Source organism: Ruegeria conchae, assembly GCF_000192475.1.
Taxonomy (GTDB): domain Bacteria; phylum Pseudomonadota; class Alphaproteobacteria; order Rhodobacterales; family Rhodobacteraceae; genus Ruegeria; species Ruegeria conchae.
The window spans coordinates 319,511-346,136 of sequence record NZ_AEYW01000013.1; the positions used below are offsets into that span (position 1 = coordinate 319,511).

The following is a 26,626-nucleotide window of genomic DNA, read 5'->3' on the forward strand; positions in this document are numbered from 1 at the left end:
CTTTAGTGACTGACGCCAATACGCCAGCCATCGCCTGCCAGAATCTCTGGCAGGTGTTTGGCCCCGGCGCTGAGAAAGCTCTGACCGACGCGCTGTCTCGGTCAGGGAATGACGCCGACAAAGCCGCAACTGATCTTAGGGAACACGGGTTTATTCCCGCTGTTCAAGACGCCAATTTCGAAGTTCGCGAAGGTGAGCTATTCGTCATCATGGGGCTTTCGGGTTCGGGCAAATCGACGCTGATCCGCTGTATATCGCAACTGTTGCCTGGTACGGGCGGGGAAATCCGCGTGGATGGCGAGAACGTTATCGGTGCATCCAAAAAGGTGCTGACCGATCTTCGGCGCAAAAAGCTAGGCATGGTGTTTCAGCATTTCGGCCTGTTTCCACATATGACTGTGGCTGAAAACGTAGCATACCCGCTGCGTGTTCAGGGCGTGAGCAAAAAAGAACGTTTGGCCCGCGCGCAGGAAGTGATCTCTCTGGTCGGTCTGGAGGGGCGCGAAGACAGTTTCCCCCGGCAGCTTTCAGGCGGCCAACGCCAGCGTGTGGGGATCGCGCGCAGTCTTGCCGTAAATCCGGACATCTGGTTTCTGGACGAGCCGTTCTCGGCCCTCGACCCATTGATCCGCCGCCAGCTGCAGGATGAGTTCCTGCGTATTCAGGCGACGTTGAAAAAGTCGATCGTCTTTATCACTCATGATATCCAAGAGGCTCTGAAACTGGCCGACCGCATCGCCATCATGCGCGATGGCAAGATCGTGCAGATCGGCACACCTACGGATATCGTGCTGCGCCCGGTGGACGACTATGTGCGCGAGTTCTCAAAGGATGTTGCCAAAGGCCAACACGCCAAGGTCGCCTCGGTCATGCGCGATGATGGGGAACGTGGGCCAGATGATCCGGGCCTGACCACATCAATGACATTGGATGCAGCACTTGCGCATTGCATGGAGCTTTATGAACCCGTGCCCGTGCGCGATGCAGACGGCAATATTGTCGGCACCGTGCATCCGTCTGATTTGGCTGCAGCCTTGCAGGTGGATGAGACATGACCGCGGTGACGGACACTCCCGCGCAACAGGTTCGCCTGACAGCCGGGGCGCAAGCTGCGCTGATTACAGTGATCGTCGGCGCGGTCTGCCTTGCGCTGGAAGGCGTCGCCCCGTGGCTGGTCAAATGGCCTGCCGCGTGGGAATTGCCCGCAACTCAATGGGTTGGGGCATTTCTGGATTGGTTTCTGAACGGCATTAAACCGGCCATGCGGCTGTTTTCGGACCTGATGACCTATCCGATGAATGCTGCCAACTATGTGCTGGGGAACACCCCGTGGCCGATCCTCATCAGTATCGTCACCGCTCTGGGCTGGTATCTGGGTGGTTTGCCCATGGCGGCGCTGGGCTTTATCGGCCTCAGCTTCGTTCTGGCCTCGGGCTATTGGGCCGAGAGCATGAACACGCTCGCCCTCGTCGCCGTGTCGGTGCCCGTGGCGCTGATCATGGGCGGCGCGATCGGCATCCTCGCCAATGAGGTGCCGCGGGTGAAGTCATTCGTGCAGGCGGTGCTCGACATCATGCAAACGGTACCGACTTTTGCTTATCTGACGCCGCTTTTGCTGCTCTTTGGCTTTGGCCCGGTGGTCGGTCTGATTGCATCGGCAATCTACGCAGCCCCACCCATGGCGCGCAACGTGATGCTGGGTCTGGAACGGGTAGAGTCCGAGATCAAAGAGGCCGCCATCATGTCCGGCGGCACCCGCCTGCAGCAACTATTTCAGGTCGAGATTCCGGCGGCCACCACGCAGATCATGGTCGGTGTTAACCAGTGCCTGATGGCGGCCCTGTCGATGGTGATCATCGCCGCCGTCATCGGAGGCTTCAACGACATCGGTTGGGAGGTTCTGCTGACCATGCGCAAAGCACAGTTCGGCGAATCCTTGATGGCCGGTCTGGTCATCGTCGTTTTTGCAGTCGTCATCGACCGGATGAGCGGCACGTTGGCGACCGAACGCAAACGCTATGACAGTCGTGTTGTCTGGGCGATGCTGGGCTTTGCCGTTCTGTTCACAGCCGCCTTCTGGGCGTGGCTTCCCAATCCGTCCGAGCTGACCGTGCTGGACCCGATGGCCGGGGCCATTGACAGTGGCCTGACCGCGTTCACGCAGGCCAACGGGCCGTGGCTGGATGCGCTCAAGAACAACTCATTGTTCTATGTGCTGCTGCCGCTGCGGATCGGGCTGGATCAGGCGGTGCTGCCTTTCACATGGGGATTCCAGTGGACCCCGAGCATGAGCTGGGGTCTCTTCGCCGTTGGGGCCGCAATCGCGCTACTGATGGCTTGGCGCGGTCACCTGACCGGAGGGCTGGTAGTTTTGATCCTGATCGGCATGCTGGAAACCGGCATCGGCAACCTGCCATGGCCCTTTGTACTGACCGGGGCTGCCGCACTGGGCTGGGTCGCAGGGGGCTGGCGTCTGGCGGCGTTGTCGGTGGGTCTGCTCTGCACCATCCTTGTCTCAGGCCTGTGGGAACGCGCACTGTTGTCGCTCTATCTCAGCGGCGCTGCAGTGTTCTTCTGCGCCGTGCTTGGCGGTCTGATCGGGCTGGCCAGTGCGGTCTGGTCTCCGGTCTGGACCGTTGTGCGCCCGATCTGCGATATGCTGCAGACGATCCCGCTTTTCGTGTTCCTGATCCCGGTCCTGATGGTGTTCCAGATAGGAGAGTTCTCGGCTTTCCTTGCGATCTGTGCCTACGCGATTGTCCCGATGATCCGCTACACGCGGCACGGTTTGGTCAACACGCCAGAAGAGATGATGGAGGCCGCGATCTCCAGCGGCGCGACCGAGTGGCAGATCATGCGCGACGTACGCGCGCCTTATGCTGCACCGACCATCCTGCTGGGTTTGAACCAGACCATCCTTTATGCCTTTGCCATGCTGGTGATTGCAGCGCTGATCGGCACGACCGGTTTGGGCCAGTCAATCTATCTGGCGCTGGGCCAGGCTGATGTGGGGCTTGGCATCTCGGCTGGGGCGGCCATGGCCATTCTGGCCCTGATCGCCGATCGCATGGTGCAGGGCTTTGCCGAGGAACGCCGCAAGGCGCTGGGCCTCTAAAACAGCGCAGGGGCGGGCAACCGCCCCATGCCGCACTTGATTTCGGACAAAGACCCACGCGTGATCACGACGTAATCCGGGTGCAACATGTTCGGAGATAAAAATGACCGGTTGGGGCTTTTTCCTCGCAGCACTTGCCACCTTTCTGCTCAGCCACATGATCCCGGCGCGGCCAGCGGTGCGCGGCTGGCTGATTGGCACACTAGGGCGCACGGGGTACTTCGCTGCCTACTCCCTGATCTCGCTTGTGGTGTTAGGCTGGCTAATCGTTGCTGCCGCCAATGCACCTTATGTTGAAGTCATTCCGCCGCTCACCATTTTCCGCTGGGTGCCAATGCTCGTTATGCCGATAGTCTGTTGGCTGGCCATTGCGGGCCTCTCGATCCAGAACCCATTTTCTTTTGGAGGATTAGGGCATCGTTCCTTTGATCCAGAATCCCCCGGCATCCTGCGCACTACGCGCCATCCGATCTTAGTGGCGCTGATGCTTTGGGCCGTTGCCCACCTGCTGGCAAATGGCAGTCTGTCACATGTCATCCTGTTCGGATTATTCGCGGGCTTCGCTGCGATGGGAATGGTTCTGATCGACCGCCGCACAGCCCGTTACATGGGGTCGGATTGGCGTCGCCTGTCTCGAAATACCGCGCGTATCTCCTTGCGTGTGCCTCGTCCATGGCCACGCTTTTGGGTTTGGCTTGCCGCTTTCGCTGCCTACGCAGTTATCTTCCATCTGCACGAAGCTGTGATCGGGCTCTCGCCGATGCCCTGACACGCGGGAGTGGTCGAACTGCCCGGCCCGTGCTATCTGATCTGTCACCATTCGAAGTCTTGAGGTCTCACAATGCATCTCGCCTATGTCACAACCACCGATCGCGGTGCCACCGATCGCCTGCTCAGCGCTTTTGCCGAGGCGCTGACCGATGCAGGCACAGCGTTGTCGGGTGTGGTGCAAACCAACACCGAATGCGCCGAAGGTTACAAATGCGATATGGACCTTAAGGTGTTGCCGACCGGAGAAACCATTCGCATCTCGCAATCGCTTGGTAAGAATGCGCGTGGGTGTCGTCTGGACCCGGCCGAGTTGGAACGCGCTGTTGGATTGGTGACGCAATCTCTGGATAACGCTCCGCAGTTGCTGATTATCAACAAGTTCGGCAAGCATGAGGCCGACGGGCGCGGCTTTCGCCCTCTCATAGCAGATGCGTTGGGACGTGGGATACCGGTCCTGGTAGGGCTCAACAAACTGAATATAGAACGGTTTCAGGAGTTCGCGGGCGGGATGGCCGAAGCGCTCGAACCGGACCTCGGTTGCCTGACTGATTGGCTTGACGGTCTGAACCAGTCTGAAACGCAGCGCACAGCCTGACTGCCCATCATGGGCGGTCGTCAAGCCGCATTCGACACGAGAATGTGAAAAAACTGGACATGTCTGACTGCATCGGGTCTAGCTTCGGCGAGGAAGCAATCCGGTAGTCCGACAGGATAGGGACGCACCGGTGGAATCGGGGCGTATCATGAGCCAATCCCAGACGGATCCTTACCAGCTATCCACCAATCCTGGGCGGATTCAGCAGTTGGCTGGAACTGACAGATTTTGGCTTTGGTTATTTTGCGGTTACTTCTTGCTGCAAGTTGTCGTCCGGCTCGCAACGGGTGGTGCGCTTGGTCTGGACGAGGCCGAGATTTTGCTGGATGCCCGCGAACTTCAATGGGGTTACGGCCCCCAACTACCACTGTATGCATGGTTGCAATGGGCCGTTTTCCAGATCACCGGCCCAAGCATACTTGGGCTGTCGCTGCTGAAGAACGGGTTACTGTTGGCGACTGTCGTCACTCTTTATATGACTATTCGGACCCGACAAATTCCTGTAGCCGCGGGGGTGTCGGTGCTGTCTTTGTTGATGCTTTATCAATTCAGTTGGGAAGCGCAGCGCGCGCTGACGCACACGGTTCTCGCCAATCTCTGTTCTGCGCTGAGTTTCGCGGTGATCTGGGGCTTGATCCGCAATCCCACGACCAAAGGCTATGTCCTGCTAGGCGTGGTGATGGCGGCGGGTGGGCTGTCCAAGTACAATTACGCTATTGCGCTCCTGGCTATGTTTCTGGCGGCGCTCAGTACGCGAGAGACGCGTAAACCATTCTTATCGGTGAGGTTGTTGTTGTCGGCCGGTATCGCTGCGGCTCTGATTGCTGCTCCGATGGTGTGGATTCTGAACCATTCGGCCCTTGCCTTTGACAGCGCACGCAAACTCGACATGTCTAGCGATGGACGCACCTATTCGGCGGTCTTGCGCGGCGCAGCCGAGCTGTCGATGGCGGCACTGGGTTTTGTGGCGCTGCTATCCCTGATTATGAGCATTCTCTGGTTGATCTACCGGCGGCAAGGGGCGCCTGGTGTCGCAGATGACCTATTGCGTTTTATGCTGCGGACGGTGTTTTGGGCTTTGGTCCTGATGGCGTTGATCGTGATCATCAGTGGCAGTACCAATATTAAGGATCGCTGGCTGCAACCCATCCTGATATTTGCAGGTCCAGCCATTATGCTGTGGCTTCTACCCAAGATTGGTCGAGCTGGAACCCGGCGCTTCTGCCAGATCTCGGGCGGGCTAGCTGTGCTGATCGTCGTGGCCATGCTGCATCATAATCTTGCCGGAAACGCAAAGCGTGCGGCTCCGTTTGCTGCGCTTACCCCTCAGATACTGGACCAGACCCCGCCTGAGATCGTGATCGTTGCCCATAACTGGCTGGCTGGCAACATGGCCTATCTGGCCCCGGATCGATCAATTCACGGCGAACGCCGCATGAGCGTATCTGCTCCGGCGCTCCGTGTTTGGGCTGCAGGTCGAAAAGCACCGAAAGACATCAATCCGGCAGATGTTGTCACATTGGAAGCCCCTTATCGATTTGATTCTGGCGAATTGATGTCGCTGTCTTTCGCACCTGTGACCCGGTAGCGTTGGGCTGCAGCTCAATCGAAGATCAGGGCGCTCAACGGTCATCCCATGGTCTTGAATATACCGGACGCGCTTTGGCACGATCTCTAGGGCAAATCAGGTGGCCCAGCCAACGAGTGACGAACGACCATCCTAGTATCTATACAGACTGATCGGCCTTCTGACCTACCTTCAACCATTTCTACAAGTTCCTGCGCAGCCTTGCGCCCCATTTCGCGATGAGGGACGTGAACTGTCGTCAGGGACGGGCTTACAATTTCGGCCAACTCAATGTCATCAAATCCAGTTATCGAAAGCTGCTCTGGAACCTGAATGCCAAGGTTACGTGCTTCGCGCAGGGCCCCGGCGGCAAGGACGTCGTTGCCGCAAATCACCACCGTCGGCCTAGGGCTCAGGTTCATGAGTTTACGAAGGGCCTCGGCACCCTTTTCAATTTCGTATGTGGTTTCGATCAGCGTTAAGGTGTCAGGGTCGAGGCTGTTTTCCGTCATGGCAAGTCTGACACCCTCAACCCGACTTTGAGCCCGGTCATTGCCTTTCGTTTTCCCCGAAATCATTGCGATCTGTCGGTGACCGGTCAAAATCACCTTCCGGGCCAGTTCTCCCATTGCTGCGGTGTTGCTGAAACCGACCGAAGGGCGTTGCACCCTTGGATCGTAAGACCAGGCAACCAATGACGGAATTTGGTGCTGTTCGAGATAATTGTAGATCTCTGCATCTCGTGCATATCCAATCAGCAGCAACCCGTCTGCACCGCGCGCGACAAGAGTGCGAATTTGTTCTCGCTCGACTTCGGGATCATAGGCAGAGCTGGAGACCAAAAGCGTATATCCGCTTTCGCGAAGCTGGTCCTGAAATTCCTGCAGCCCGCGGGCGAAGATCGCGTTGTCCATAGTCGGGATTATCGCGCCGATCGTAAAGCTGCGATTCGCTGCCATCACGCGGGCCGCGAAATTCGGCGTATAGCCCAGCGATTCGACTGCTTGCATCACACGCTTGCGCGTGGATTCGACCACTCTTTCCGGTGAGTTCAGGCATCGCGAGACTGTGGCGGTCGATACGCCCGCCGCCTTTGCGACGTCGTTAAGTGTCGGAGCTGAACGGGTTTTTCCCATACTGTGCCTGCATCTGATCTGACGCCCGTCTTATCACAAAAAAGCCCATTTGCCATCTATTCATGTAAGCGCTTGCATTATCAATGTAAGCGCTTACAAGTGTATTTGAGATAACGAACTGGGATTCCGTGATGTTCCTCTGGGCTGCTGCCGCTGTGTTTATCGTGTTCTTTGCCAATGTGGCCTTGGGCGCCTTTGGCGGTGGTGCGTTTCTGGGGGATGTCGGGGAAATGCTGGTTTTGTTTGCCGCCTCGATTTTGTTCGTGGTGGCCATTCTCAAGCAGGAGGCTGACCATAAAAACAAAAACGGCAGCTGACGGATTTCATGGGAGGAAGACAATGACGAATGGCAAGGATGGCCTCAAATCTGCTGAGCGCCGGAATTTTCTGAAACTGGCCTCAACCGGCTCGTTCACAGCGGCGCTTGTGGCTGGTGCGGGTGGCGTATTGTGGTCATCAGAGGCGGCGGCGCAGACCGCCAAAGAAGAAAAAGAACGCGAAAAAGCGGCCGATCACGTAATGACTGTCGCCACAGCTTATGTTTTGGGCGCTTCGCGCAGCTATCCAATTATGCAATTGGATCTGAAAGAGAACATCCAGAACGCCACCAACGGCAAGGTATATGTCAAGCTTGCCCCAGGTGGCCAGTTGGGTGCAGGTGGCGCACTGGTCCAGAAGGTTCAGGGTGGAACAATTCAGGCGGCCCAGCATTCGCTGTCAAACTTTGCACCCTTTGCATCAACCGTTGACCTGATCAACATGCCGTATCTCTGCGGCTCGAACCAGCGGTTCACAAACCTGGTACATTCGGACACATGGACCAAAGAAGTTCACCCCAAGGTCGAAGCTGCTGGGTTCAAGGCCCTGTTCTACGTTGTCATCGATCCGCGTGTTGTCGCTGTGCGGCAGGGCGGGAATGCGATCATGACACCGTCTGATATGAGCGGTGTCAAATTCCGCGTGCCGGGATCAAAAATGCTGCAGCAATACTATCGGATGGTTGGTGCAAACCCGACACCCGTAGCCTGGGGTGAGACACCGTCGGCGATCAAGCAGGGTGTGGCGGATGCGCTCGACCCATCGGTTGGTGCGCTGTATGTCTTTGGTTTCAAAGATATCCTCAGCAATGTCACCTTCACGCAGGCGGTGCCTGACAGTCAGGTCTATTCCTGTAATCTTGAGTGGTTCAATTCAATGCCAGCCGATGTGCAGGAAGGCATCATGTGGGGGTCTGAGATGACCAGCCATCAGAATCTGTCCAAGGTTCCTTCGGCCAGAGCCTTTGCAATGGCGGAATTGAACAAGGCAGGAGTGCAATTCCATTCACTGTCCGATGACCAATTGGCCGAGTGGCAGGATGCCGGCGGATATCAGCGTTCGGAATGGGATCCGTTCAAGACGGAACTGGCAGGCTCGATGGATAATTTCGAGAAACTGGTCGAAGCGGCTGGTACGCAGGGCAAATACTACGTCCACGACGCGTAATTTAGTAGGGCGAGGGGCAAACGCCCTTCGCCCGCTTTTTCCCATTCAACCAGATGGTAGCGGTCCCTTTGGACCGGCAAAATTGAGCGCTGCCAGGGATCGGGGCTGGAAATGAGCTTATTGCAAAAGATCAACCGCGACGCCGAACGCTGGTTGCTACTGGTGTTCTACGTGATGCTTGTCGTTACCATGGCGATCGAGGTGCTGCGGCGCGAGGTATTTTCGTTTTCCTCGATCTGGGGCGAGGAAATCGTTCGCTATTCTTTCATCTATCTCGCCTGGATCGGCGCGGCGGCAGCGGTCAAGGAACGTGCTCATATCCGTATCGACGTACTCATGCACTATATGGGGCAGCGTCCAAAGGCGGTTCTGTATATATTCGGCGATCTGGTGATGCTGGGTGTGGCTGTCATTGCACTCTACTGGTCCTATGAAGCCGTCCATGTCTCCGCCAAGTTTGGATCGGTCACGGATGGGCTGCGGGTGTCCAAGGTTTGGTTTCTGATGGCAGTTCCCACCGGGTTTGCGCTGATGATTTGGCGCCTCATTCAATCCTTGATGCGCGACTTCAAATCTCTTCGAGACGGCACACCCGTCTTCGAAGGTGACAAACTGTTTGACTGAGGAGAACTCGAATGCTTTGGAATTCCCTCAATCAAACGGTCGAGCTCGGCTGGGATTTTTATCTGCCCGTCATTCTGTTCGTTGGCCTGATCGCATTGGCCGTACCGGTATGGGCGGCGATCGGCACCGCCGCGATTGTCATGTTGGTCATGTCAGGGGATCTGCCGCTGAGCGCGGTTGGTGAAAGCCTGTTCACCGGAATAGACGCCTTTGCCTTAACAGCTGTCCCCCTTTTCATCCTGACCGGGGATGTTCTTGTAAGGACTGGGCTTAGTAAGAAATTCCTTGATGTCGCCGAAGCGCTGACCTGTTGGACGCGCGGAGGTTTCGGGTCAGCCACGGTGCTGGTTTGCGGGATGTTTGCCGCGATTTCGGGCTCTGATGCGGCGGGCGCTGCTGCGGTGGGGCGGATGACCATCGCACGCCTCGTCGAAAGCGGTTACCCGCGACCTTATGCCTGTGCGCTGGTGGCTGCGGGCGCCTGTACCGGCATCCTGATTCCACCTTCGATCGCCTACATCATCATCGGCCTCGTGTTGGGCATTTCAGCCTCGACCCTATTTCTTGCGGCGTTAATCCCCGGCCTAGCGATTTTGGTTTCGATCCTGATTACCAATATTATCATGAACCGGATCTATACCTATGAAACCGGGGGCAATATGGGACTGAGCGAATGGCTCGGTAACCTTGGTCATTCGCTAAAATCCGGTTGGTACGCCTTCATCGTGCCCGGGATTATCTTCTACGGAATTTTCTCTGGCCGCCTGACCCCGACAGAGGCCGGTGCGACCGCGGTTGTCGTCACCATCGTGATGGGCTTCATTTTGGGAACTCTGAAGCTATCCGACTTTCCTGCGATGCTGGTCAGTTCTGCCAAAGTGAACGGGGTAATCCTGCCAATCATCGCGTTCTCGGCCCCGCTGGCCGAAGCGCTGGCAATCATGGGAGTCCCTCAGGGGTTCGTGACGGCGGTGACTGGTTTGACTGATGATCCGATGCTGTTGATCCTGCTGATGATCTGTATTCTGATCGCCGCAGGCTGCGTCATGGAAACAACGCCCAATATTGTGATCCTGGCACCAATCCTGAAGCCACTGGCCGACAATATCGGAATGAATGAGATTCAGTTCTGCATCATGATGATCACCGCGCTGGGTGTGGGATTCATCACACCTCCGTTGGGATTGAACCTCTTTGTTGTCTCGGGCATCACGGGCGAGTCCATACTCAAGATTGCTGCCCGCGCCATACCCTTTGTGCTGACAATGTTGATTGTGGTGCTGTTGATTGCATATTTCCCACCGATCTCGACCACGCTGCTTCCCGATATCTATAAATAGGACTACCCGGTAATGACTCGCGAATATCTGAAAAAGGCAGATCTGACCCCAAAATCAGACGCGTCTGAGACCCACAAAATCGTGCAGGACATCCTGAACGATATCGAGAGTGGGGGTGACGCCAAAGCACTGGAATATGCCGCAAAGTTCGACAATTACGAGGGCAATGTACTTTTGACCCCGGAAGAGATCGAGGCGGCTTGCGCGCTTGTGCCGGAAAAGCTCAAGGCTGATATCCGCTTTTCGCACAATAATGTGCGCCGGTTCGCCGAGCTGCAGAAAAGCACAGTGCATGATGTGCAGATCGAAATATCACCGGGTTTTATTACGGGTCAAAAGGCGATCCCGGTGGATGCTGCCGGCTGCTATGTGCCGGGCGGCCGTTATAGTCATATCGCCAGCGCCATCATGACCGTGACAACGGCCAAGGTGGCGGGTTGCAAGCACATTACGGCCTGCTCACCACCGCACCCTGGGGTAGGGGTTGCGCCTGCTATCATCTATGCGGCGCACATTTGCGGTGCAGATAAAATCATGGCGATGGGGGGCGTTCAGGGGGTTGCGGCAATGACCTTTGGCCTATTCGGGCTGCCAAAGGCAAATATTCTTGTTGGCCCTGGCAACCAGTTTGTTGCCGAAGCCAAACGGATACTGTTTGGTCGCGTCGGTATCGATATGATCGCCGGACCGACCGACAGCCTGATCCTCGCCGATTCCACGGCGGACGCACATATTGTGGCCACCGACTTGGTGAGTCAGGCCGAACACGGTTACAACTCTCCGGTCTGGCTGGTGACCGACAACCGTTCATTAGCGGAAGAGGTCATGCGATTGGTGCCAGCCTATATCAACGACTTGCCAGAGGTGAATCGTGAGAATGCAGCCGCAGCCTGGCGCGATTATGCCGAGGTCATTCTGTGTGCGGATCGCGAGGAAATGGCAGCCTGTTCCGACGAATATGCGCCCGAGCATTTGACGGTTCAGGCTGATGATCTGGACTGGTGGCTGGATCGGCTGACTTGCTACGGTTCGTTATTTCTGGGTGAGGAAACTACGGTTTCCTACGGTGACAAAGCGGCGGGCACCAACCACGTGCTTCCGACTTCACGAGCGGCAAGCTACACTGGCGGCTTGTCGGTTCATAAATACATGAAGATCGTGACATGGCAGCGATCCACACGGGACGGCTCGAAGCCGGTCGCTGAAGCCACCGCCCGAATTGCGCGACTTGAGGGCATGGAGGGCCATGCGCGTGCTGCTGACGTTAGATTGGCGAAGTATTTCCCGGATGAAACCTTTGACCTGACCGCGAATGGCTGACCCACGCGCATTGTTTGACCTAACCGGACGAACCGTTTGCGTCACCGGTGCCAGTTCAGGGCTGGGAAGACAGGCGGCCATTACGCTTGCGGCGGCGGGGGCGCGGGTTGTGGCCGTGGCACGCAGGGCAGAAGCTTTGCAGAGCCTCTGTGCGGAAATTGGTGCGGACGCTGCCTATGTGCAGTCGGATGTGGCAAACCAAAGTCAGACAGAGGCATTGGTCGCAGAGATTTCGCGACCCTTCGGCGCCCCGGATATTCTGGTACATGCCGCCGGGATAAACACCCGGCAGCCAGCAGATGAGGTCACGGTTGCCGAATGGGATAGAACTCTGGCGCTGAACTTATCTGCTCCGTTTTTTCTGAGTCAGGCAATGGTGCCAGCAATGAGGCAGCGAGGTTGGGGACGAATTGTTAACTTCGCCTCGCTGCAATCCTTCCGCGCTTTCCCCGGTGGCATCGCCTATGGGGCAAGCAAGGGTGGGGTCGGTCAGCTGACCCGTGCGATGGCAGAGGCTTGGTCTGGCTTCGGGATCTCCGCAAACGCGATTGGGCCGGGGTTCTTTCCAACCGAGCTCACACAAGCTGTGTTCAGCGACGAGCATCGTGCAGCGGGCAATGCGGCGCAAACCTGCATTGGCCGCAATGGTCGGCTTGAAGACATCGACGGGCCGCTGCTGTTTCTGTGTTCTGAGGCATCTGCCTATGTCACGGGTCAAATCCTGATGGTTGACGGGGGGTTTACGGCGAAATGAAAGCCCTGGTTTACGAAGGTAATGAAACGCTCGGTTTCCACGATGTGCCCATGCCGGTCGCTCAGGTAGGAGAGCATCTGATCCGCATCCAAGCCTCTGGCATCTGCGGATCCGACATGCATGCCTATCTGGGGCATGACGCGCGCCGCCCTGCGCCCCTTATCCTGGGACATGAAGCGGCCGGTGTTGTTACCGGTGGGCCCCGCGATGGCCAACGTGTGACCATAAATCCTCTGGTCAACTGTGGTTCTTGCTCTGCTTGCGCGTCAGGTCGGGAAAACCTCTGTCCCAACCGCCAGATCATCTCGATGCCCCCGCGCGAAGGCGCGTTTGCTCAATTTGTGGCCATCCCGGATCGCAATTTGGTTCCGGTACCGGATGACGTGCCCTTGGAAAAGGCTGCGTTGACGGAACCATTGGCAGTCAGTTGGCATGCTGTGCGTCTTGCACTGCAAGCGTTGCGTCCGGGAATGGACCGTCGCGCTCTGGTCATCGGTGGAGGGGCCATCGGACTTGCGGCGGCTCTTGCCTTGCGCGCAATGGGTGTGACTGACGTGATTGTTCAGGAACCCAATGCCGAGCGTCGGGCTTATCTGTCCGAGCGTTGCGGCCAGCAAACCATCGATGTGTTTCACGGCACTGTGCCACTGGTTGTAGATGCGGTCGGAATTGCAGCTACGCGCGCAACGGCATCTGCTGTTGCATTGCCGGGGGGGGTGATTGCACATGTTGGGCTAGGCGAGGATGTCGGAGGCTTAGATATCCGCCGCATGACTCTGCAGGAAATCACGTTCATCGGCACCTATACCTACACTGCACAGGATTTCCGAGATACCGCACGCGCGATCTTCGATGGTTGCCTCGGTCCGCTGGATTGGCCCGAGATGCGCCCTTTGTCTGACGGTGCTACTGCCTTTCAGGACCTGCGTTCTGGTTCGGTGGCTGCGCCCAAGATAATCCTCGATCCCTGGGCATAAGACACCTGCCCAAGAATAAGGAGAGCACAAATGTACGACAGAGTTCTGGTCCCCATGGCGCTGGATCACGGCGTTTCCGGCACAACCCTCACCGCCGCCAAAACCTTATGCAATCCGGGCGGACAGATCACCGCGCTGCATGTCTATGAGGCGCCACATAGTTCTGTCAGCGCGTATCTCGATGAGGAGGCCGTGCGCAGCGCGTGGGATAAAGCCCAGCAGAGGTTGGCAGAGAAAACGGCCGGCCATGGTGATGTGACAACCGAAATGGTCAAGGGACGTTCCTATCGCGCCATTCTTGAATTTGCTGAAAAACATGATGTGGATTGTATCGTTGTTGGCTCGCACAAACCGGGCCTCAGCGACTTTTTCCTTGGCAGCACCGCTGCGCGTGTGATCCGACACGCACCTTGTGCGGTTCATGTCTGTCGCACATCCTAGCTTTCAAACTGACACGCCAAATCGCGCAATGCGCCCTAAACAGGACAGATACTCCGGATATGGACATAGACAAAAAGATAACAGACGACCTGGTTGCGAACGATATCTCGTTTGTGACCACCGTTCCATGCAAGCAACTTGCAGGCGTGATCGAACATATCGATGCGCGAGATGGGATTTTCCATATCCCGTCGAACAAAGAAGACGAGGGCATGGGCCTGTGTGCCGGGGCATGGATGGGTGGAAAACGCCCGGCGATTATCATGCAAAACACGGCCGTCGGTGTAACCATCAACACGCTGGCGACTTTGATTCAGTATTATCGGATGCCACTGCCTATGCTGATTTCATATCGCGGAGAGCTGCGTGAACCGATTGCCTGTCAAGTCGAAATGGCCGTTCATACCAAGGCCCTTTTGGCTCAGCTCAACATACCTACCTATCATTTCCACCATCAGTCCGATGTCGAAGAACTGGACGCGATCCTGAAATATACGTTCATGTGCAATAAGCCGGTCGCGATCCTGACCGATGCCAATTTTTGGGGAGGCTATGGCGACCAATGATCCGTTCTGAAATTCTCAAGGAAATCGCTCCGATCCTGCGTGATCAACTGGTTGTCTGCAACATCGGCATTCCCAGTCAGGAACTGCACGCCATCGACGACCAACCGTCCAACTTTTATATGCTGGGGACAATGGGGTTGGCCTCTTCAATCGGGTTGGGATTAGCGTTGTCTCAACCCAAACCGGTGATCGTGATTGATGGTGATGGCTCGATCCTGACCAATCTGGGTACTTTGCCAACCATCGCGAATAATGTGGCGGACAACTACATCCTGTTGATTGTGGACAACGGTTCCTACGGGTCGACGGGGGACCAGCCGACTTATGCGGGTCAAAAAACCTCGCTTACGAAGATGGCCGAAGCCGCGGGATGTGAACGTGTGATTGAGTGCGCGGCCGAAGAAACAGGTCGTGTCCTACAAGAGGCCCTGGATGCGAAGCAGATGACCATCATTGTCAGCAAGTGCGAAAGCGGCAATGCCAAGATGCCACCGATTACAATGGACCCGGTGGTCATTCGTGACCGCTTCATGAAGGCCGTTCAGGCCTGATGGCCGCCAGCACCATTCATTCGGCCGAGGACGCGCGACGCCAGGCGCGTCGCAGGCTGCCTTGGATGGTGTTTGACTATATCGACGGCGCTGCCGGACAGGAATCCGGGGCGGCACGAAACCGTGCTGCCTTGGATGCCATTACTCTGCGTCCGCGTATCTTGAAGGATGTGAGCCAGCGATCGCTGTCGGCGCAGATTTTAGACCAACAATCAGATCGGCCTTTTGGGATTGCCCCGATGGGGATGTGCAACCTTTCAGCTCCTGGCGCTGATCTGATGCTGGCGCGTTTGGCAGCACACAACCGTGTGCCTCATGTCGTATCCACAGTCGCATCAACGTCAATGGAAGAGATCATTGCCGAAGCCGAAGGCAATGCCTGGTTTCAGCTTTATTTCAGCGGCGAAGGCTCTGGCACGTTTAAGTTGGTCGAGCGGGCGAAATTCGCAGGCTATGACGTTCTGGTTCTGACCGTTGATGTGCCCGAGGTTGGTCGGCGTCCACGCGAACTGCGCCATGGGTTCAAGATGCCGTTTCGTATCGGACCGCGCCAGTTCCTAGACTTTGCTCTGCACCCTCGGTGGTCGTTGACCACCTTGTTCAAGGGTCGCCCTGTGATGGCGAATTTCGATGCGGAAGGTTACGATTTTGACCGAACTGAAAGCCGCGCGCGTGCCGATTGGGGTACGCTGAGCCGGTTACGCGATGCCTGGCCAGGAAAATTGGTGATAAAAGGCGTATTGGATGTCGAGGATGCCCGAACACTTGTGTCGGCAGGGGTGGATGCAATTCAGGTCTCCAGCCATGGCGCAAGGCAGCTGGACTCTGCACCTGCACCCATCGAAAAGCTGCCAGAAATCCGTGATGCGCTTGGGCCGGACTTCCCGATTTTCTTTGATAGCGGCATCAGATCCGGCGAAGATATCCTCAAGGCTCTGACAGTCGGAGCGGATTTTGTCTTTGTGGGACGAATACTGCAATATGCCATCGCCGCTGCCGGAGAGCCGGGTCTGGAACAACTTTGGGATGTTCTCAGCGACGAATTGAGCATTGCTATGGCGCAGACTGGGCTGACGACATTGGACGATGTCGGTCTGCGCGAATAGCGATAGTGCGCGCGGGTGGTCCGGATCCGGCTTCCTAAAGCATTGAAAGTGTATGGAAATGGTAGCCCGTAGGGGAATCGAACCCCTCTTTCCAGGTTGAAAACCTGGCGTCCTAACCGATAGACGAACGGGCCATTTAGACCAAACAAACGAAATGGTAGCCCGTAGGGGAATCGAACCCCTCTTTCCAGGTTGAAAACCTGGCGTCCTAACCGATAGACGAACGGGCCACGTTGGCTTGTGGAGGGCCTTTTACGGTTTACCTTCCCCCCCGCAAGACGAAAAACGCAAGGCTACGAAACTTTTTTGACTGGTTGTACGGCGTGTTGAAAAAGGTGTCAGACGGCTTCTGCCGCATCCTCCAGTCGCAGTTGCACGCTCTGCCGACCGCCCCAGGAATTGACCTCAAGCCGACCTGCGAAATGGAAGCGGGCACCGCCATGATTTGAGAGGCGATCCCCCAGCGGACCATCGAACGCACCAAAGGCGATCGCATCCAGTCCTCCGGACATGCCATCCGATAGCGACAGTTTCAGATGTGTTTCGCCTACGCGTTTTGCAAAGCGCACCTGCAGATCGGGCAGAGCATAGCGTGGGGCAGGCGCACCGGCCCCGAACGGGCCTGCCTTTTCGATCTGCTCGATCAGGTCGACTGTTGCGGCGCCAGGCATCAGTGCCCCGTCCAGTTTCAGATCGGCAGGGCCTGCTTGCCCCGCACCCTGCTTGGCCAGGAGTTCCGACAGGCGCGCCATGGCGGGCTCTAACTGATCCCGCATCACCGTCAGACCTGCCGCCATCTTGTGTCCACCACCTTTGACCAACAACCCTTCGGCTGCCAGACGCTGGATCGACGCGCCCAGGTCAATGCCCGAGACGGAACGGCCCGACCCTTTGCCCTCATCTCCATCAAACCCGATCACGATCGCGGGCCGGTTTGCGGCCTCTTTCAGCCGCGATGCAACGATGCCTACGACACCGGGATGCCATCCCTCACCAGCAGCCCACACCAACGGTGCATCAAGCCCGCGTTCATCCGCCTGTGCCAGTGCTGCAGCGCGCACTGTGTTCTCGATCTCACGCCGTTCCGAGTTCAGGGCATCTAGTCGCTCGGATAGGGCTTCGGCTTCGGTCGCCGAGTCAGTGCTTAGCAACCGCGCGCCCAGATCAGCCTGCCCAATGCGCCCACCTGCATTCACGCGCGGCCCCAGCAAAAAACCTAGGTGATAGCTGTTGGGCGCAGTATCCATGCGGGCCACGTCCGACAACGCCACCAGCCCTGGCCGTTGCCGCTGGGCCATCACCTTCAGTCCTTGCCGCACCAAGGCCCGGTTGGCCTCAATCAGCGGCGCGACATCGGCCACCGTAGCCAGCGCCACAAGATCCAGCATGGCCATCAGATCCGGCCCTTTGGCGCCAGCCTCGCGGAGTTGGCGGCCCGCCTCGACCAGCATCAGAAACACCACCGCAGCCGCGCAGAAATAGCCCAGATCACCGCTTTCATCCTGCCGGTTCGGGTTCACCACTGCGACGCAATCCGGCAGGGTTTCTCCCCCCAAATGATGATCCAAAACGATTACATCTGCACCATTCGCCGCCGCGATAGGTTCATGGCTAAGTGTTCCGCAATCCACGCAAATGATCAGATCATGGCTAACTGCCAATTCCTGCATCGCCGGTACATTTGGTCCATAGCCCTCATCAATCCGGTCGGGCACATAGAGCGTTGCGGCTATTCCCATCTGGCGCAGCCACACCAGCAGTAGCGCAGCCGAACTGCCCCCATCCACATCATAATCGGCAAACACCGCGATATTGTGACGATTACGCACCGCTTCAAGAAACCGCGAAGCGGCAAGCTCCATGTCCTTCATCGAACGCGGATCAGGCAGCAGTTCTTTCAACTTTGGCTCCAGAAAGCCCGAGGCCTCCATCACCGGAACACCGCGTCGCGCCAGCACCTGACAAACGGCGCGCGGCAAATCGGTCTGCTGCGCCATCATCTCAGCTGACCGCTCGACCTCTATCCCCGGTCCAACCCAACGCCGACCGGTCAACGATTGCTCTACGCCCAGAAACGCCACATCTCACCTCATGCGCCAAGGCCGGGCCCCTTCGAACCCGGCCTCTTCATCTTTTTAGATACTCTCGCCGAAGGCAACGGCGCAAGCCGCTAAGCGTCGGTATGTGGCCACATAGGCGTCCGATAAGACATGCGACGAACAGAACCGGTCTTTGACCGCATCAGCAGCGTCGTTGTCTCAACCCAGCCCGGTTCCCGCTTGATGCGTGGAAGCAGAGAGCCTCCGGTCACGCCAGTGGCAGCGAAGATGACATCTGCAGTCACCATCTCGTCGCGCGCATAAACGCGGTCCAGATCGGTGATGCCTGCCTTGGCGGCGCGGCCGCGTTCGTCATCGTTGCGGAACAACAGGCGGCCAAAAATCTGTCCCCCCATGCATTTCAGCGCAGCAGCTGCCAGAACCCCTTCGGGTGCGCCGCCTTGGCCCATATACATGTCGATCCCGGTCACTTCGCTTTCGGCGCAGTGCATGACGCCAGCGACGTCACCATCGGTGATCAGGCGGATAGAGGCGCCGGTATCGCGGACTTCAGCAATCATTGCTTCGTGACGAGGACGCTCCAAGATGCAAACGGTGATATCTGCAGGCTCACACCCTTTGGCTTTGGCCAGAGCCTCAACACGCTCGCGCGGGCTCATGTCCAGATTGACAACGCCTTCAGGATAGCCGGGGCCAACGGCCAGTTTGTCCATATACACATCAGGCGCGTGCAGCATCGAGCCGCGCGGTCCCATGGCGATCACCGTCAAGGCGTTTGGCATATCCTTGGCTGTCAGCGTGGTGCCTTCCAGCGGGTCCAGCGCAATGTCCACGCCCGGCCCATTGCCAGTACCAACCTCTTCGCCGATATACAGCATCGGTGCTTCATCGCGCTCGCCCTCACCAATGACGACGACACCCTCGATGTCCAGAAGGTTCAGCTGTTCCCGCATCGCGTTTACAGCAGCCTGATCAGCGGCTTTCTCATCACCCCGGCCAACCAATGAGGCGGACGCCAGCGCGGCCTGTTCCGCCACCCGCGCAAGGCCCAGAGACAGAAGGCGGTCGTTAAAATCGATCTTGGCAGCACTCATATGTTCGTATCCTCAGGTCAATAAAGCCGTAATTACCGGCATAGCTTGCGTTTCATGCAGGTCGCAAGCTCAAACCTCTTCAATGCGCAAGGCGACAGGCTCACCCGCGATAACATCCGTGTCGCGCAAGCCTTCAAGCGCGACGTCAAGAGTTGCGCGTGTAGTCTTATGAGTGACGATCAACACGGGCGCGGTGCTTTCGGCATGCCCATACTGGCGCATCCGGTCAATCGAGACGCCTGCATCTCCCAGAATAGAGGCAACCTTGGCCAGCGCGCCTGGTTTATCCTGCAGGCCCAGCCGCAGATAGTAGGGCGCAGGCAAACCAGTAACGGCAGGCTTTGCCTCTTCCAGTGATGCGGCAGGGCGGCCAAATGTCGGGATGTGCAATCCGCGTGCCAGATCGCAGACATCGCCCATCACAGCGCTTGCAGTGGGACCTTCGCCCGCACCGGGGCCACGCAGAACAATCTGCTCAACTGCATCGCCATCCAGCACGACCATGTTGGTTCCACCTTCCAGCTGACCCAACGGAGAGTCACTCGGCACCAGACAGGGTTGCATACGCTGCTCTAGTCCCCGGGCAGTGCGCTGAGCCACGCCCAACAGCTTGATCCGGTATCCCATGTCGTGAGCCTGATGGATGTCATCCAGGCTGATCTGTTGAATGCCTTCAATCTCGATCCCGTTGAAATTCGGCTTGGTGCCGAAGGCAATCGATGACAGCAGCGCCAATTTATGCGCCGCATCGATGCCACCAACGTCCAGATTGGGATCGGCTTCTAGATACCCAAGCTGCGCGCATTCCTCGAAAAGAGCGTTGTAGCCCAACTCCTGCGATTGCATCCGGGTCAGGATATAGTTGCAGGTGCCGTTCATCACACCCATGACGCGTGTGATCTCATTGCCAGCCAGCCCCTCGGTCAGAGACTTGATCACCGGGATACCACCCGCGACCGCTGCCTCGAACCGAATGACGCGGCCTGCAGCTTCGGCCTTTTCTGCCAATTCCTGTCCATGGATGGCCAGCAGCGCCTTGTTGGCAGTGACAACATCTTTTCCACTGGCCAATGCCGCCTCGACAGAGGCTTTTGCGGGACCGTTCTCACCGCCCATCAGTTCAACAAAAACATCGACGTCGTCACGTTTTGCCAAGGAAACCGGATCGGTCTCCCACGCGTAGTCGGATAGGTTTACGCCACGATCCTTATTGGCATCGCGAGCCGAAACAGCGGTGATCTGAACGGGGCGCCCGGTGCGCGCCTGCAAAAGATCGGCATGCCGGCGTACGATTTTGACCACTCCCACTCCGACAGTTCCCAGACCGGCAATTCCAAGCCTCAGCGCCTGTGTCATTCCCTCGGGTCCTTTCTGCTCGCAATGCCGCCCGCGATGGCGAAGTGTCCTTTGCGGGCTGCCTTAGCGGGTTCAGGGGAAGGGTGCAATCCGTCTAATCTTTCGGAGGCTTAGGCGCAGCCAAAATCCTAGTTAATCTCGGCATTTTGCAACGCCTCGGCTTTTTTCGCCAAGGCTTCGCCGCGCGTCGACAGATCCTCTTCAACCTCTTCCGCTTCGCTGACGGGATCGGTGGGGGCACCGAGGGCCGGATCCAATGCAATGAGTTTGGGATAGGGGGCCTTGCGCAATGCGGCGGTTTCGCTGCCTTCCAACTCGGGGATATTCGCGCAACTCGCAGTGGCGAGCACAAGAAATATCGACGGCAAAAGCTTCATCGCAGACCTTTGGGTTGCAGAGTTTTTCATGTGATGCACCTTTTACCGCGCTGGTTCAAGCGGGGTTCTATCTGAACAACCGTTCATATAGGATAAGGTCATGGCACGTACACAAGGCTCTCATTCAGACATCACCGGCCCTCGCATTCGCGAGGCAGCGTTGGGGTTGTTTGCCCGTCACGGCTATGCCGCTGTATCGATGCGACAGATCGCGGGAGAAGTGGGGGTGCAGGCTGGAGCCCTGTATAATTATACCCCTGATAAACAAAGCCTGTTGTTCCGTCTTATGCGCGATCACATGCAGGATTTGTTGGCTGCATATGAAGAGCTTGAGCAGTTTGACGATCCACAAGATGCGCTGCGCCAGTTTGTCGGGTTCCACATCCGTTTTCACCTTCAGCGCCCGGATGAAGTATTTATCGCCTATATGGAACTGCGCAATCTGACGCCCGAAAATTTCACCGAAATTGAAGCGCTGCGCCGCCGCTACGAAGACTCGTTGGAGAGTATCTTGCGCATAGGACAGCAATCGGACCAATTCTCGGTTACCGATACCAAAATCGCCACTTTGGCGGTGATCGCCATGCTCAACGGCGTGATCACCTGGTACCGCAGCGGCGGGCGATTGTCGTTGGATGAGGTTGAACAGGTTTATTGGGATATGGTGCGCAAGGCCGTCACCGCCTGACCGGCCCTCAATGTGCCGGGCGGATGAATGTGCCGTTGCGCAATTCACGAAAGGCCTGCTGCAATTCGGCCTGCGTGTTCATGACGATCGGTCCGTGCCATGCAACAGGTTCATTAATCGGAGCCCCAGAGATCAAAAGAAATCGCACACCATCGGGCCCGGCCTGAACAGTGATTTCATCCCCTGTTCCAAACCGAACCAATGTCCGGTCGCCAGACATGTCGCGGATATTGACCTCATGCCCTGCGATTTCCTTTTCCAAAAGCACTCCGGAGGGGCGGGAGGCATCAGCGAAGGCAGCGCCCCCTTCAAAGATATAGGCGAACGCACGACGATAGGTATCTATTGGAAAGGTCTTTTTCACGCCCGCCGGTATACTGATATCCAGATATTGTGGATCTGCAGCGATCCCGTCGACAGGACCTGTACGGCCCCAGAAAGTGCCGACTATTACCCGGACCGCCGTACCATCGTCTTCGATAATCTCGGGAATATCGGTACTTTGGACGTCCTGATAGCGCGGGGCAGTCATCTTTTGATCCGATGGAAGATTGCCCCATAGTTGAAAACCGTGCATCTGGCCGCTGCCCGAGCCTTTGGGCATTTCCTGATGCAGAATACCAGACCCGGCCGTCATCCATTGAACGTCTCCTGCACCCAAAGTGCCGCTATTACCCAGCGAGTCACTGTGTTCTACTGAACCGGACAGGACATAGGTGATCGTTTCGATGCCGCGATGTGGATGCCATGGAAAACCGGCCACAAAATCTTGCGGGTTGTCGTTCCGAAAGTCATCAAACAATAGATAAGGGTCCAGTTCCGACGGGTCTTGAAACCCGAATGCGCGATGAAGTTTGACACCCGCGCCTTCCATTGTTGGAACCGAAGTGCGCGTCTCAAGGATCGGTCTGAGGGACATTTTAGCCTCCTGATTGCTTAGCAGCAATTTATGGCCAGTCCCGGCGTAATCAATTTGCGCAGGAACACGCAGTCTGTGCAATCACGCTCAGACCAGCGACATGGGTGTTGTTCTTTGCATATCAAACCAGCTAGAGCAGACGAGTAACGGGGAGAGTGACATGCAAGACGAAGTTCTGGCCTCTATTCAGGCCTCATCCGCGCGCCGATGGACCGGAGTAGGGATGTTGGCCACTGTCGGAGCGTTGGTGATTTATGTCGCGATAGCATCGCCTCCGGATCTTGGTTGGCAGATATTCCTGTTTGTTGTGGGAATTGGGGCTTTCTGGTTGTCGCATCACATGTGGCATTCGACTCAGGGCAGGATCGAACTGACCTCTACCGATTTACGCACCAGCTCGGGGCAGGTGATTTGCAAAGTGGAAGAGGTTGAAACAGTCGACCGGGGTGTATTTGCGTTCAAACCATCGAATGGATTTATTATCAAAACCCGCACGGCAGGATCGTTTGACTGGTTTCCAGGCCTTTGGTGGCGTGTCGGGCGCCGCATTGGTATCGGCGGAATGACGTCCGCCGCCGAAACCAAATTCATGTCCGAGATACTGACCGGACTGCTTGCCGAAAGGTCGTAGCTAGACGACGCAGGACGGATCAGTATTGACGATATTGTCGAATACGCGCGGATGAGTGAACACAAGGTTGTTCATGTCAAATTCGGCGAATTCGAATGCGATATAGAATGGCGGCCGATATGTGTTCCGGGTTTCGACCACGATCATTGATCCATTGTCAGGCATCGCGGGTAGCCGAGGCTTAATGTCGTCAATGTCTGCGTTTGACCATTTCGGCAGGCCTGTGCCACGAACGCAGGACCACAGTACATTATGGATGTCGTTCTCGGCATCAAATGTAAGATAGGTCATCCGCAACGTCACTGGTGCGCGTGTATCGACCAAGGTCTCCAAAAGATCATACATCGTGTTTACGTAGGCTTCGGTCACATTGCCATCTTCACGCGAAACCACATCGGCAACCGCGTAGGCACCCTTGATATTACGCGCACTTTGCCGATAGGCGTCATAGTAGGTGTATGAAGCAAGCATAGACCAGTATAGCAACGGCAATATCAGCATGGCTTCAACAGACATGATGCCGTCTTCCCGACGCCGGAAGCGACGAACGGCTCTTGCAATTGCGCCTCTGATTGAGAAATTAGCCGCCGGCATCTGCTACGTCCTCCGGTTCAGAAGTGCCACCTCCAGTGGGAGTACTTGATGAGCCTCCAAATGGTTCATGAACAAACACAGAAGAGGCGTGTATTTCCCACTGCCCGTCATTATCTTGCCTTACCAGATCGTTCATCATGGAGAGGCCGAATACAGGCGAGACTTCGAGGCAGGCTCGAATAATCATCATTTCGTTCGAGGTTCCCAATTCAAAGGCAACATCTTCGGGTTTTCTGATCGTCGCCGGTGTATCAACGCAATAAGGCGTAGGATCCAGCTGGTTGCCGACGCGGGGGTCAATGGATTTCATCTCAAGCGCGAGATTTTCAGAACAGTCGGAAATGATTGCGTTCTCACACACCATCTTCTTCAGAAGGGCATGATCCCACGTGTCTTCGCCAGGCGGCAGGCGATTCAGTCGAACCTCCCTGATCGTCATGTCCAACGACCGCTCAAGGTCGGCGTGGCGAAATGAGATCAATCCCAGGTCCATGCCAGAATATGCGACATATAAGAAGAGAGGGAACCAGAACATAAACTCAATGCTCGAGGATGCGCCATCCTCTTTACGCCAGAACCTTTGCGCCCGTATTCGCAACGACATGATCATTGGGTCAGCCTCAGGTTTTGAATCGAAGTGCTGATTGAATCGAAGACACGTTCAATCTGTGTGCCAGTTGCTTCGTAGTAGCGGGCAGGTTTGATCGCGCAGTCTTTCAGCATCTGCTTGACGCCGTAGGGGGCTTCGAAAGCGATCGAGAAAATTATGACTTTTTCTTTCTCAGCTTCTACGCAAAGATCGACAACCCGTGGATTTTTGGTTGAAGGGCCGATTTCGGTGGTCGACGCAGCCGCGAATTCATTGCCACGGGTCCAACCGTAGGCATGGCGGAACATATTCCGGATCGCGTTTTTCTCCGTATGTGCCCAGACATCAGGCCATTCTAGTTCTGCTGGCGACGAACCGCTTTCGTTGAAGTCGCGATCATTCGATCTGTCGATATCGTAACAGGTGCCATTGTAGTAATCCCGGCAACGATATCGTTTGTAGGTACCATTTCCGTGCGCATGATCCTGGAACTTGTCACGTGTCCAGTACCCGCCGGTATTATTATCCCAAATGGTGGTATTTACATTTGGCCAAGCCCAATGCCCATTTTCATCATCATAGATGGAATAAGTCTGTGCACTTTCGTTCCAATAAATATTGGAGCCACCCTCGTTATAGGGTGAGTTTACCTTATGCTGATAGGTGTTTTCCCCATCCGTCATCAGCACGAGTACCTTAAGGGTGTCTGTCGTGGTGTTCGGTGCAGGCCGAATGGCGAACGAGTCTGGGATTTCGGAGCTGTCTGCAATCTGGGCAATCAATGGCTGAATACTGTCATCAAGCAAGGTCAAGCCCCACTTCAATCCAAGATCAATCGAAGTCCAGCCGCTTGCGACCAGATTATCAATCTGGTCCTTCAAAATATCCGGGTCATTCTGGATAACCGTCATTTCCCGTTGATCGGTCGCGGATTCAAGCCGGCAAATGTTACTGGATACCAAAGTATCACTGAATCTTCTGTCGTTTGTGCCGCTGTCCTTGAAGTGTAAGGTTTGAGGAATGTAATCCCCCTTCCTAATGATATTCCCGCCATCATCGACGATATCGTAATAGTTGAAATTGGTTGTCGTGAAGTCCGAGGCCTGGAAGTCGATGCAATTTGCAACTTCGTTGGCACCGATCGTATTCAAGGCATCCATCAGATAGTCAGGCACCGAGACCTGTTCGGAATAGGGTACGATCGAAATTGACAATCTACCTTCTTCTGACTTCAGAACCATTTCATCAATAAAGTCGTTTGCGGCCTTCTGTAGGTTGGTCAGCTTTGTTCCGCGCATTGAGCCTGACACATCCAAAACCAACGAGATTTCAACGTTACCAATCGATTCTTCGGCAACGCTGGTCGCGGTTGAATCGATATGATCGACACCACTCCACTTCATAAAGTGGGTCTCAACGGTCATGTCAGCACTGGCTACAACCTTGCGCTTGCCTTCAAGCTCGGCGATCTGTTCAACAGAGCCATCCGCATTTGTCTTACATGTCTCGGGTTCGACTTCGATATTGCTGATAATATCAGGGTTGAAGCCTTCCTTGGTAATGTAATCGTTGACGACAACACGGGGGCAAAGCTCCTGATCCAGGTCCGCTGCTGCCAAAACGGCGCGATCAAGGGCATATTGCAGTCGCACCCTTTCCCGATCGTAACGCATGATATCGACGGCAAATCCGGCAACGGTGAAGACAATCATCACCAAGAAGAGCGCAAGGATCGTCATCGTGCCTTCTGTTTCAGATGCAAATTGCCGCAAGCGTCGGGCGCACCTGTTTTCTCGGCACAAAAAGTTAAACAATTCTTTTAAATCATAATTGCGCATAGTGAATTCCTCTGTCGACAGGGCGCACCAATGCCAGCGGTTTGCAGCGCTAATTAATTATACAGGGATCGTGGCGAGAATTAGGCGTGATCGTCACTATGCTGCTCGTTTTTAACGGTTTTCAGCTTTATT

Annotated in this window: 27 protein-coding genes and 2 tRNA genes; 18 read left to right on the forward strand and 11 right to left on the reverse strand. The window is 56.2% G+C overall.

Annotated elements, in window-relative coordinates; genetic code table 11:
• Positions 1-5 precede the first annotated feature (5 nt).
• The 5 genes from G7G_RS0113475 (at position 6) to G7G_RS0113500 (ending at position 6,069) form a co-directional block, all read left to right on the forward strand.
• Positions 6-1,055, forward strand: coding sequence for a quaternary amine ABC transporter ATP-binding protein (locus G7G_RS0113475; protein ID WP_010441963.1), 1,050 nt, complete (start codon positions 6-8; stop codon positions 1,053-1,055).
• Positions 1,052-3,115, forward strand: a complete 2,064-nt coding sequence (locus tag G7G_RS0113480; protein WP_010441964.1) for an ABC transporter permease — start codon at positions 1,052-1,054, stop codon at positions 3,113-3,115. Before G7G_RS0113475 ends, G7G_RS0113480 begins: the two co-directional genes overlap by 4 nt.
• A 103-nt stretch (positions 3,116-3,218) precedes the next feature.
• The gene (locus G7G_RS0113490; RefSeq protein WP_010441965.1) at positions 3,219-3,884 is read left to right on the forward strand and encodes an NnrU family protein; all 666 of its coding nucleotides are present in this window, start codon (positions 3,219-3,221) and stop codon (positions 3,882-3,884) included.
• Between the two features lie 72 nt (positions 3,885-3,956).
• On the forward strand, positions 3,957-4,481 hold the full coding sequence (locus G7G_RS0113495; protein ID WP_010441966.1) for a DUF2478 domain-containing protein: 525 nt from the start codon (positions 3,957-3,959) through the stop codon (positions 4,479-4,481).
• A 148-nt stretch (positions 4,482-4,629) separates the two neighbouring features.
• A complete protein-coding gene (locus tag G7G_RS0113500) occupies positions 4,630-6,069 on the forward strand; it encodes an ArnT family glycosyltransferase (protein WP_010441967.1) in 1,440 nt (479 codons plus the stop codon).
• An 86-nt stretch (positions 6,070-6,155) separates the two neighbouring features.
• Here the strand turns inward: G7G_RS0113500 and G7G_RS0113505 are convergent, their stop codons facing one another.
• A complete protein-coding gene (locus G7G_RS0113505; RefSeq protein ID WP_010441968.1) occupies positions 6,156-7,184 on the reverse strand; it encodes a LacI family DNA-binding transcriptional regulator in 1,029 nt (342 codons plus the stop codon).
• 131 nt (positions 7,185-7,315) lie between these two features.
• On the opposite strand from G7G_RS0113505, the gene G7G_RS0113510 reads away from it, so the two are divergent.
• The 11 genes from G7G_RS0113510 to G7G_RS0113560 all read left to right on the forward strand — a co-directional run bounded on the left by G7G_RS0113510 (position 7,316) and on the right by G7G_RS0113560 (position 16,348).
• The gene (locus G7G_RS0113510; protein WP_010441969.1) at positions 7,316-7,501 is read left to right on the forward strand and encodes a hypothetical protein; all 186 of its coding nucleotides are present in this window, start codon (positions 7,316-7,318) and stop codon (positions 7,499-7,501) included.
• A 22-nt stretch (positions 7,502-7,523) separates the two neighbouring features.
• Positions 7,524-8,669 (forward strand): TRAP transporter substrate-binding protein, encoded by a 1,146-nt coding sequence (locus G7G_RS0113515; protein ID WP_010441970.1) that lies wholly within the window; start codon positions 7,524-7,526, stop codon positions 8,667-8,669.
• A 111-nt stretch (positions 8,670-8,780) separates the two neighbouring features.
• Complete coding sequence (locus G7G_RS0113520) at positions 8,781-9,293, forward strand: TRAP transporter small permease (protein ID WP_010441971.1); 513 nt, start codon at positions 8,781-8,783, stop codon at positions 9,291-9,293.
• A gap of 11 nt (positions 9,294-9,304) precedes the next feature.
• Positions 9,305-10,633: a TRAP transporter large permease gene (locus G7G_RS0113525; protein ID WP_010441972.1), complete on the forward strand. Its 1,329-nt coding sequence runs from the start codon at positions 9,305-9,307 to the stop codon at positions 10,631-10,633.
• 12 nt (positions 10,634-10,645) lie between these two features.
• A complete protein-coding gene (gene hisD, locus G7G_RS0113530) occupies positions 10,646-11,953 on the forward strand; it encodes a histidinol dehydrogenase (protein ID WP_010441973.1) in 1,308 nt (435 codons plus the stop codon).
• Entirely contained in the window at positions 11,946-12,707 is a 762-nt protein-coding gene (locus G7G_RS0113535) for an SDR family NAD(P)-dependent oxidoreductase (protein ID WP_010441974.1), read from the forward strand. The genes hisD and G7G_RS0113535 overlap by 8 nt, the downstream gene beginning before the upstream one ends.
• The gene (locus G7G_RS0113540; RefSeq protein WP_010441975.1) at positions 12,704-13,684 is read left to right on the forward strand and encodes an alcohol dehydrogenase catalytic domain-containing protein; all 981 of its coding nucleotides are present in this window, start codon (positions 12,704-12,706) and stop codon (positions 13,682-13,684) included. The genes G7G_RS0113535 and G7G_RS0113540 overlap by 4 nt, the downstream gene beginning before the upstream one ends.
• A 30-nt stretch (positions 13,685-13,714) precedes the next feature.
• Positions 13,715-14,125 carry a universal stress protein gene (locus G7G_RS0113545; RefSeq protein WP_010441976.1) on the forward strand — a complete coding sequence of 137 codons (411 nt, stop codon included), beginning with the start codon at positions 13,715-13,717 and terminating at the stop codon, positions 14,123-14,125.
• A gap of 59 nt (positions 14,126-14,184) precedes the next feature.
• Complete coding sequence (gene comD, locus G7G_RS0113550) at positions 14,185-14,691, forward strand: sulfopyruvate decarboxylase subunit alpha (protein ID WP_010441977.1); 507 nt, start codon at positions 14,185-14,187, stop codon at positions 14,689-14,691.
• Entirely contained in the window at positions 14,688-15,242 is a 555-nt protein-coding gene (gene comE, locus G7G_RS0113555) for a sulfopyruvate decarboxylase subunit beta (protein ID WP_010441978.1), read from the forward strand. The genes comD and comE overlap by 4 nt, the downstream gene beginning before the upstream one ends.
• Positions 15,242-16,348: an alpha-hydroxy acid oxidase gene (locus G7G_RS0113560; RefSeq protein ID WP_010441979.1), complete on the forward strand. Its 1,107-nt coding sequence runs from the start codon at positions 15,242-15,244 to the stop codon at positions 16,346-16,348. Before comE ends, G7G_RS0113560 begins: the two co-directional genes overlap by 1 nt.
• A 59-nt stretch (positions 16,349-16,407) precedes the next feature.
• On the opposite strand, the gene G7G_RS0113565 is transcribed toward G7G_RS0113560, so the two are convergent.
• The 6 genes from G7G_RS0113565 to G7G_RS0113590 all read right to left on the reverse strand — a co-directional run bounded on the left by G7G_RS0113565 (position 16,408) and on the right by G7G_RS0113590 (position 21,265).
• Positions 16,408-16,482: transfer RNA gene (locus tag G7G_RS0113565), tRNA-Glu, on the reverse strand.
• Between the two features lie 21 nt (positions 16,483-16,503).
• Positions 16,504-16,578 (reverse strand) — tRNA-Glu (locus tag G7G_RS0113570).
• A gap of 108 nt (positions 16,579-16,686) precedes the next feature.
• Positions 16,687-18,429 (reverse strand): single-stranded-DNA-specific exonuclease RecJ, encoded by a 1,743-nt coding sequence (gene recJ / locus G7G_RS0113575; RefSeq protein ID WP_010441980.1) that lies wholly within the window; start codon positions 18,427-18,429, stop codon positions 16,687-16,689.
• Positions 18,430-18,518: 89 nt separating this feature from the next.
• Entirely contained in the window at positions 18,519-19,502 is a 984-nt protein-coding gene (gene glpX / locus G7G_RS0113580; RefSeq protein ID WP_010441981.1) for a class II fructose-bisphosphatase, read from the reverse strand.
• A gap of 69 nt (positions 19,503-19,571) precedes the next feature.
• A complete protein-coding gene (locus G7G_RS0113585) occupies positions 19,572-20,858 on the reverse strand; it encodes a homoserine dehydrogenase (RefSeq protein WP_010441982.1) in 1,287 nt (428 codons plus the stop codon).
• Positions 20,859-20,986: 128 nt separating this feature from the next.
• A complete protein-coding gene (locus G7G_RS0113590) occupies positions 20,987-21,265 on the reverse strand; it encodes a hypothetical protein (RefSeq protein WP_010441983.1) in 279 nt (92 codons plus the stop codon).
• 70 nt (positions 21,266-21,335) lie between these two features.
• On the opposite strand from G7G_RS0113590, the gene G7G_RS0113595 reads away from it, so the two are divergent.
• Positions 21,336-21,923 carry a TetR/AcrR family transcriptional regulator gene (locus tag G7G_RS0113595; protein WP_010441984.1) on the forward strand — a complete coding sequence of 196 codons (588 nt, stop codon included), beginning with the start codon at positions 21,336-21,338 and terminating at the stop codon, positions 21,921-21,923.
• A gap of 7 nt (positions 21,924-21,930) precedes the next feature.
• Here the strand turns inward: G7G_RS0113595 and G7G_RS0113600 are convergent, their stop codons facing one another.
• The gene (locus G7G_RS0113600) at positions 21,931-22,842 is read right to left on the reverse strand and encodes a pirin family protein (protein ID WP_010441985.1); all 912 of its coding nucleotides are present in this window, start codon (positions 22,840-22,842) and stop codon (positions 21,931-21,933) included.
• A 160-nt stretch (positions 22,843-23,002) separates the two neighbouring features.
• On the opposite strand from G7G_RS0113600, the gene G7G_RS0113605 reads away from it, so the two are divergent.
• Entirely contained in the window at positions 23,003-23,473 is a 471-nt protein-coding gene (locus G7G_RS0113605) for a hypothetical protein (protein WP_010441986.1), read from the forward strand.
• Here the strand turns inward: G7G_RS0113605 and G7G_RS0113610 are convergent, their stop codons facing one another.
• From G7G_RS0113610 to G7G_RS0113620, 3 genes are all read right to left on the reverse strand, one after another.
• A complete protein-coding gene (locus G7G_RS0113610; protein WP_139056607.1) occupies positions 23,474-23,989 on the reverse strand; it encodes a hypothetical protein in 516 nt (171 codons plus the stop codon).
• A gap of 64 nt (positions 23,990-24,053) precedes the next feature.
• Entirely contained in the window at positions 24,054-24,677 is a 624-nt protein-coding gene (locus G7G_RS0113615) for a TadE/TadG family type IV pilus assembly protein (protein ID WP_010441988.1), read from the reverse strand.
• Entirely contained in the window at positions 24,674-26,494 is a 1,821-nt protein-coding gene (locus G7G_RS0113620; protein WP_010441989.1) for a VWA domain-containing protein, read from the reverse strand. The genes G7G_RS0113615 and G7G_RS0113620 overlap by 4 nt, the downstream gene beginning before the upstream one ends.
• Positions 26,495-26,626: the final 132 nt, after the last annotated feature.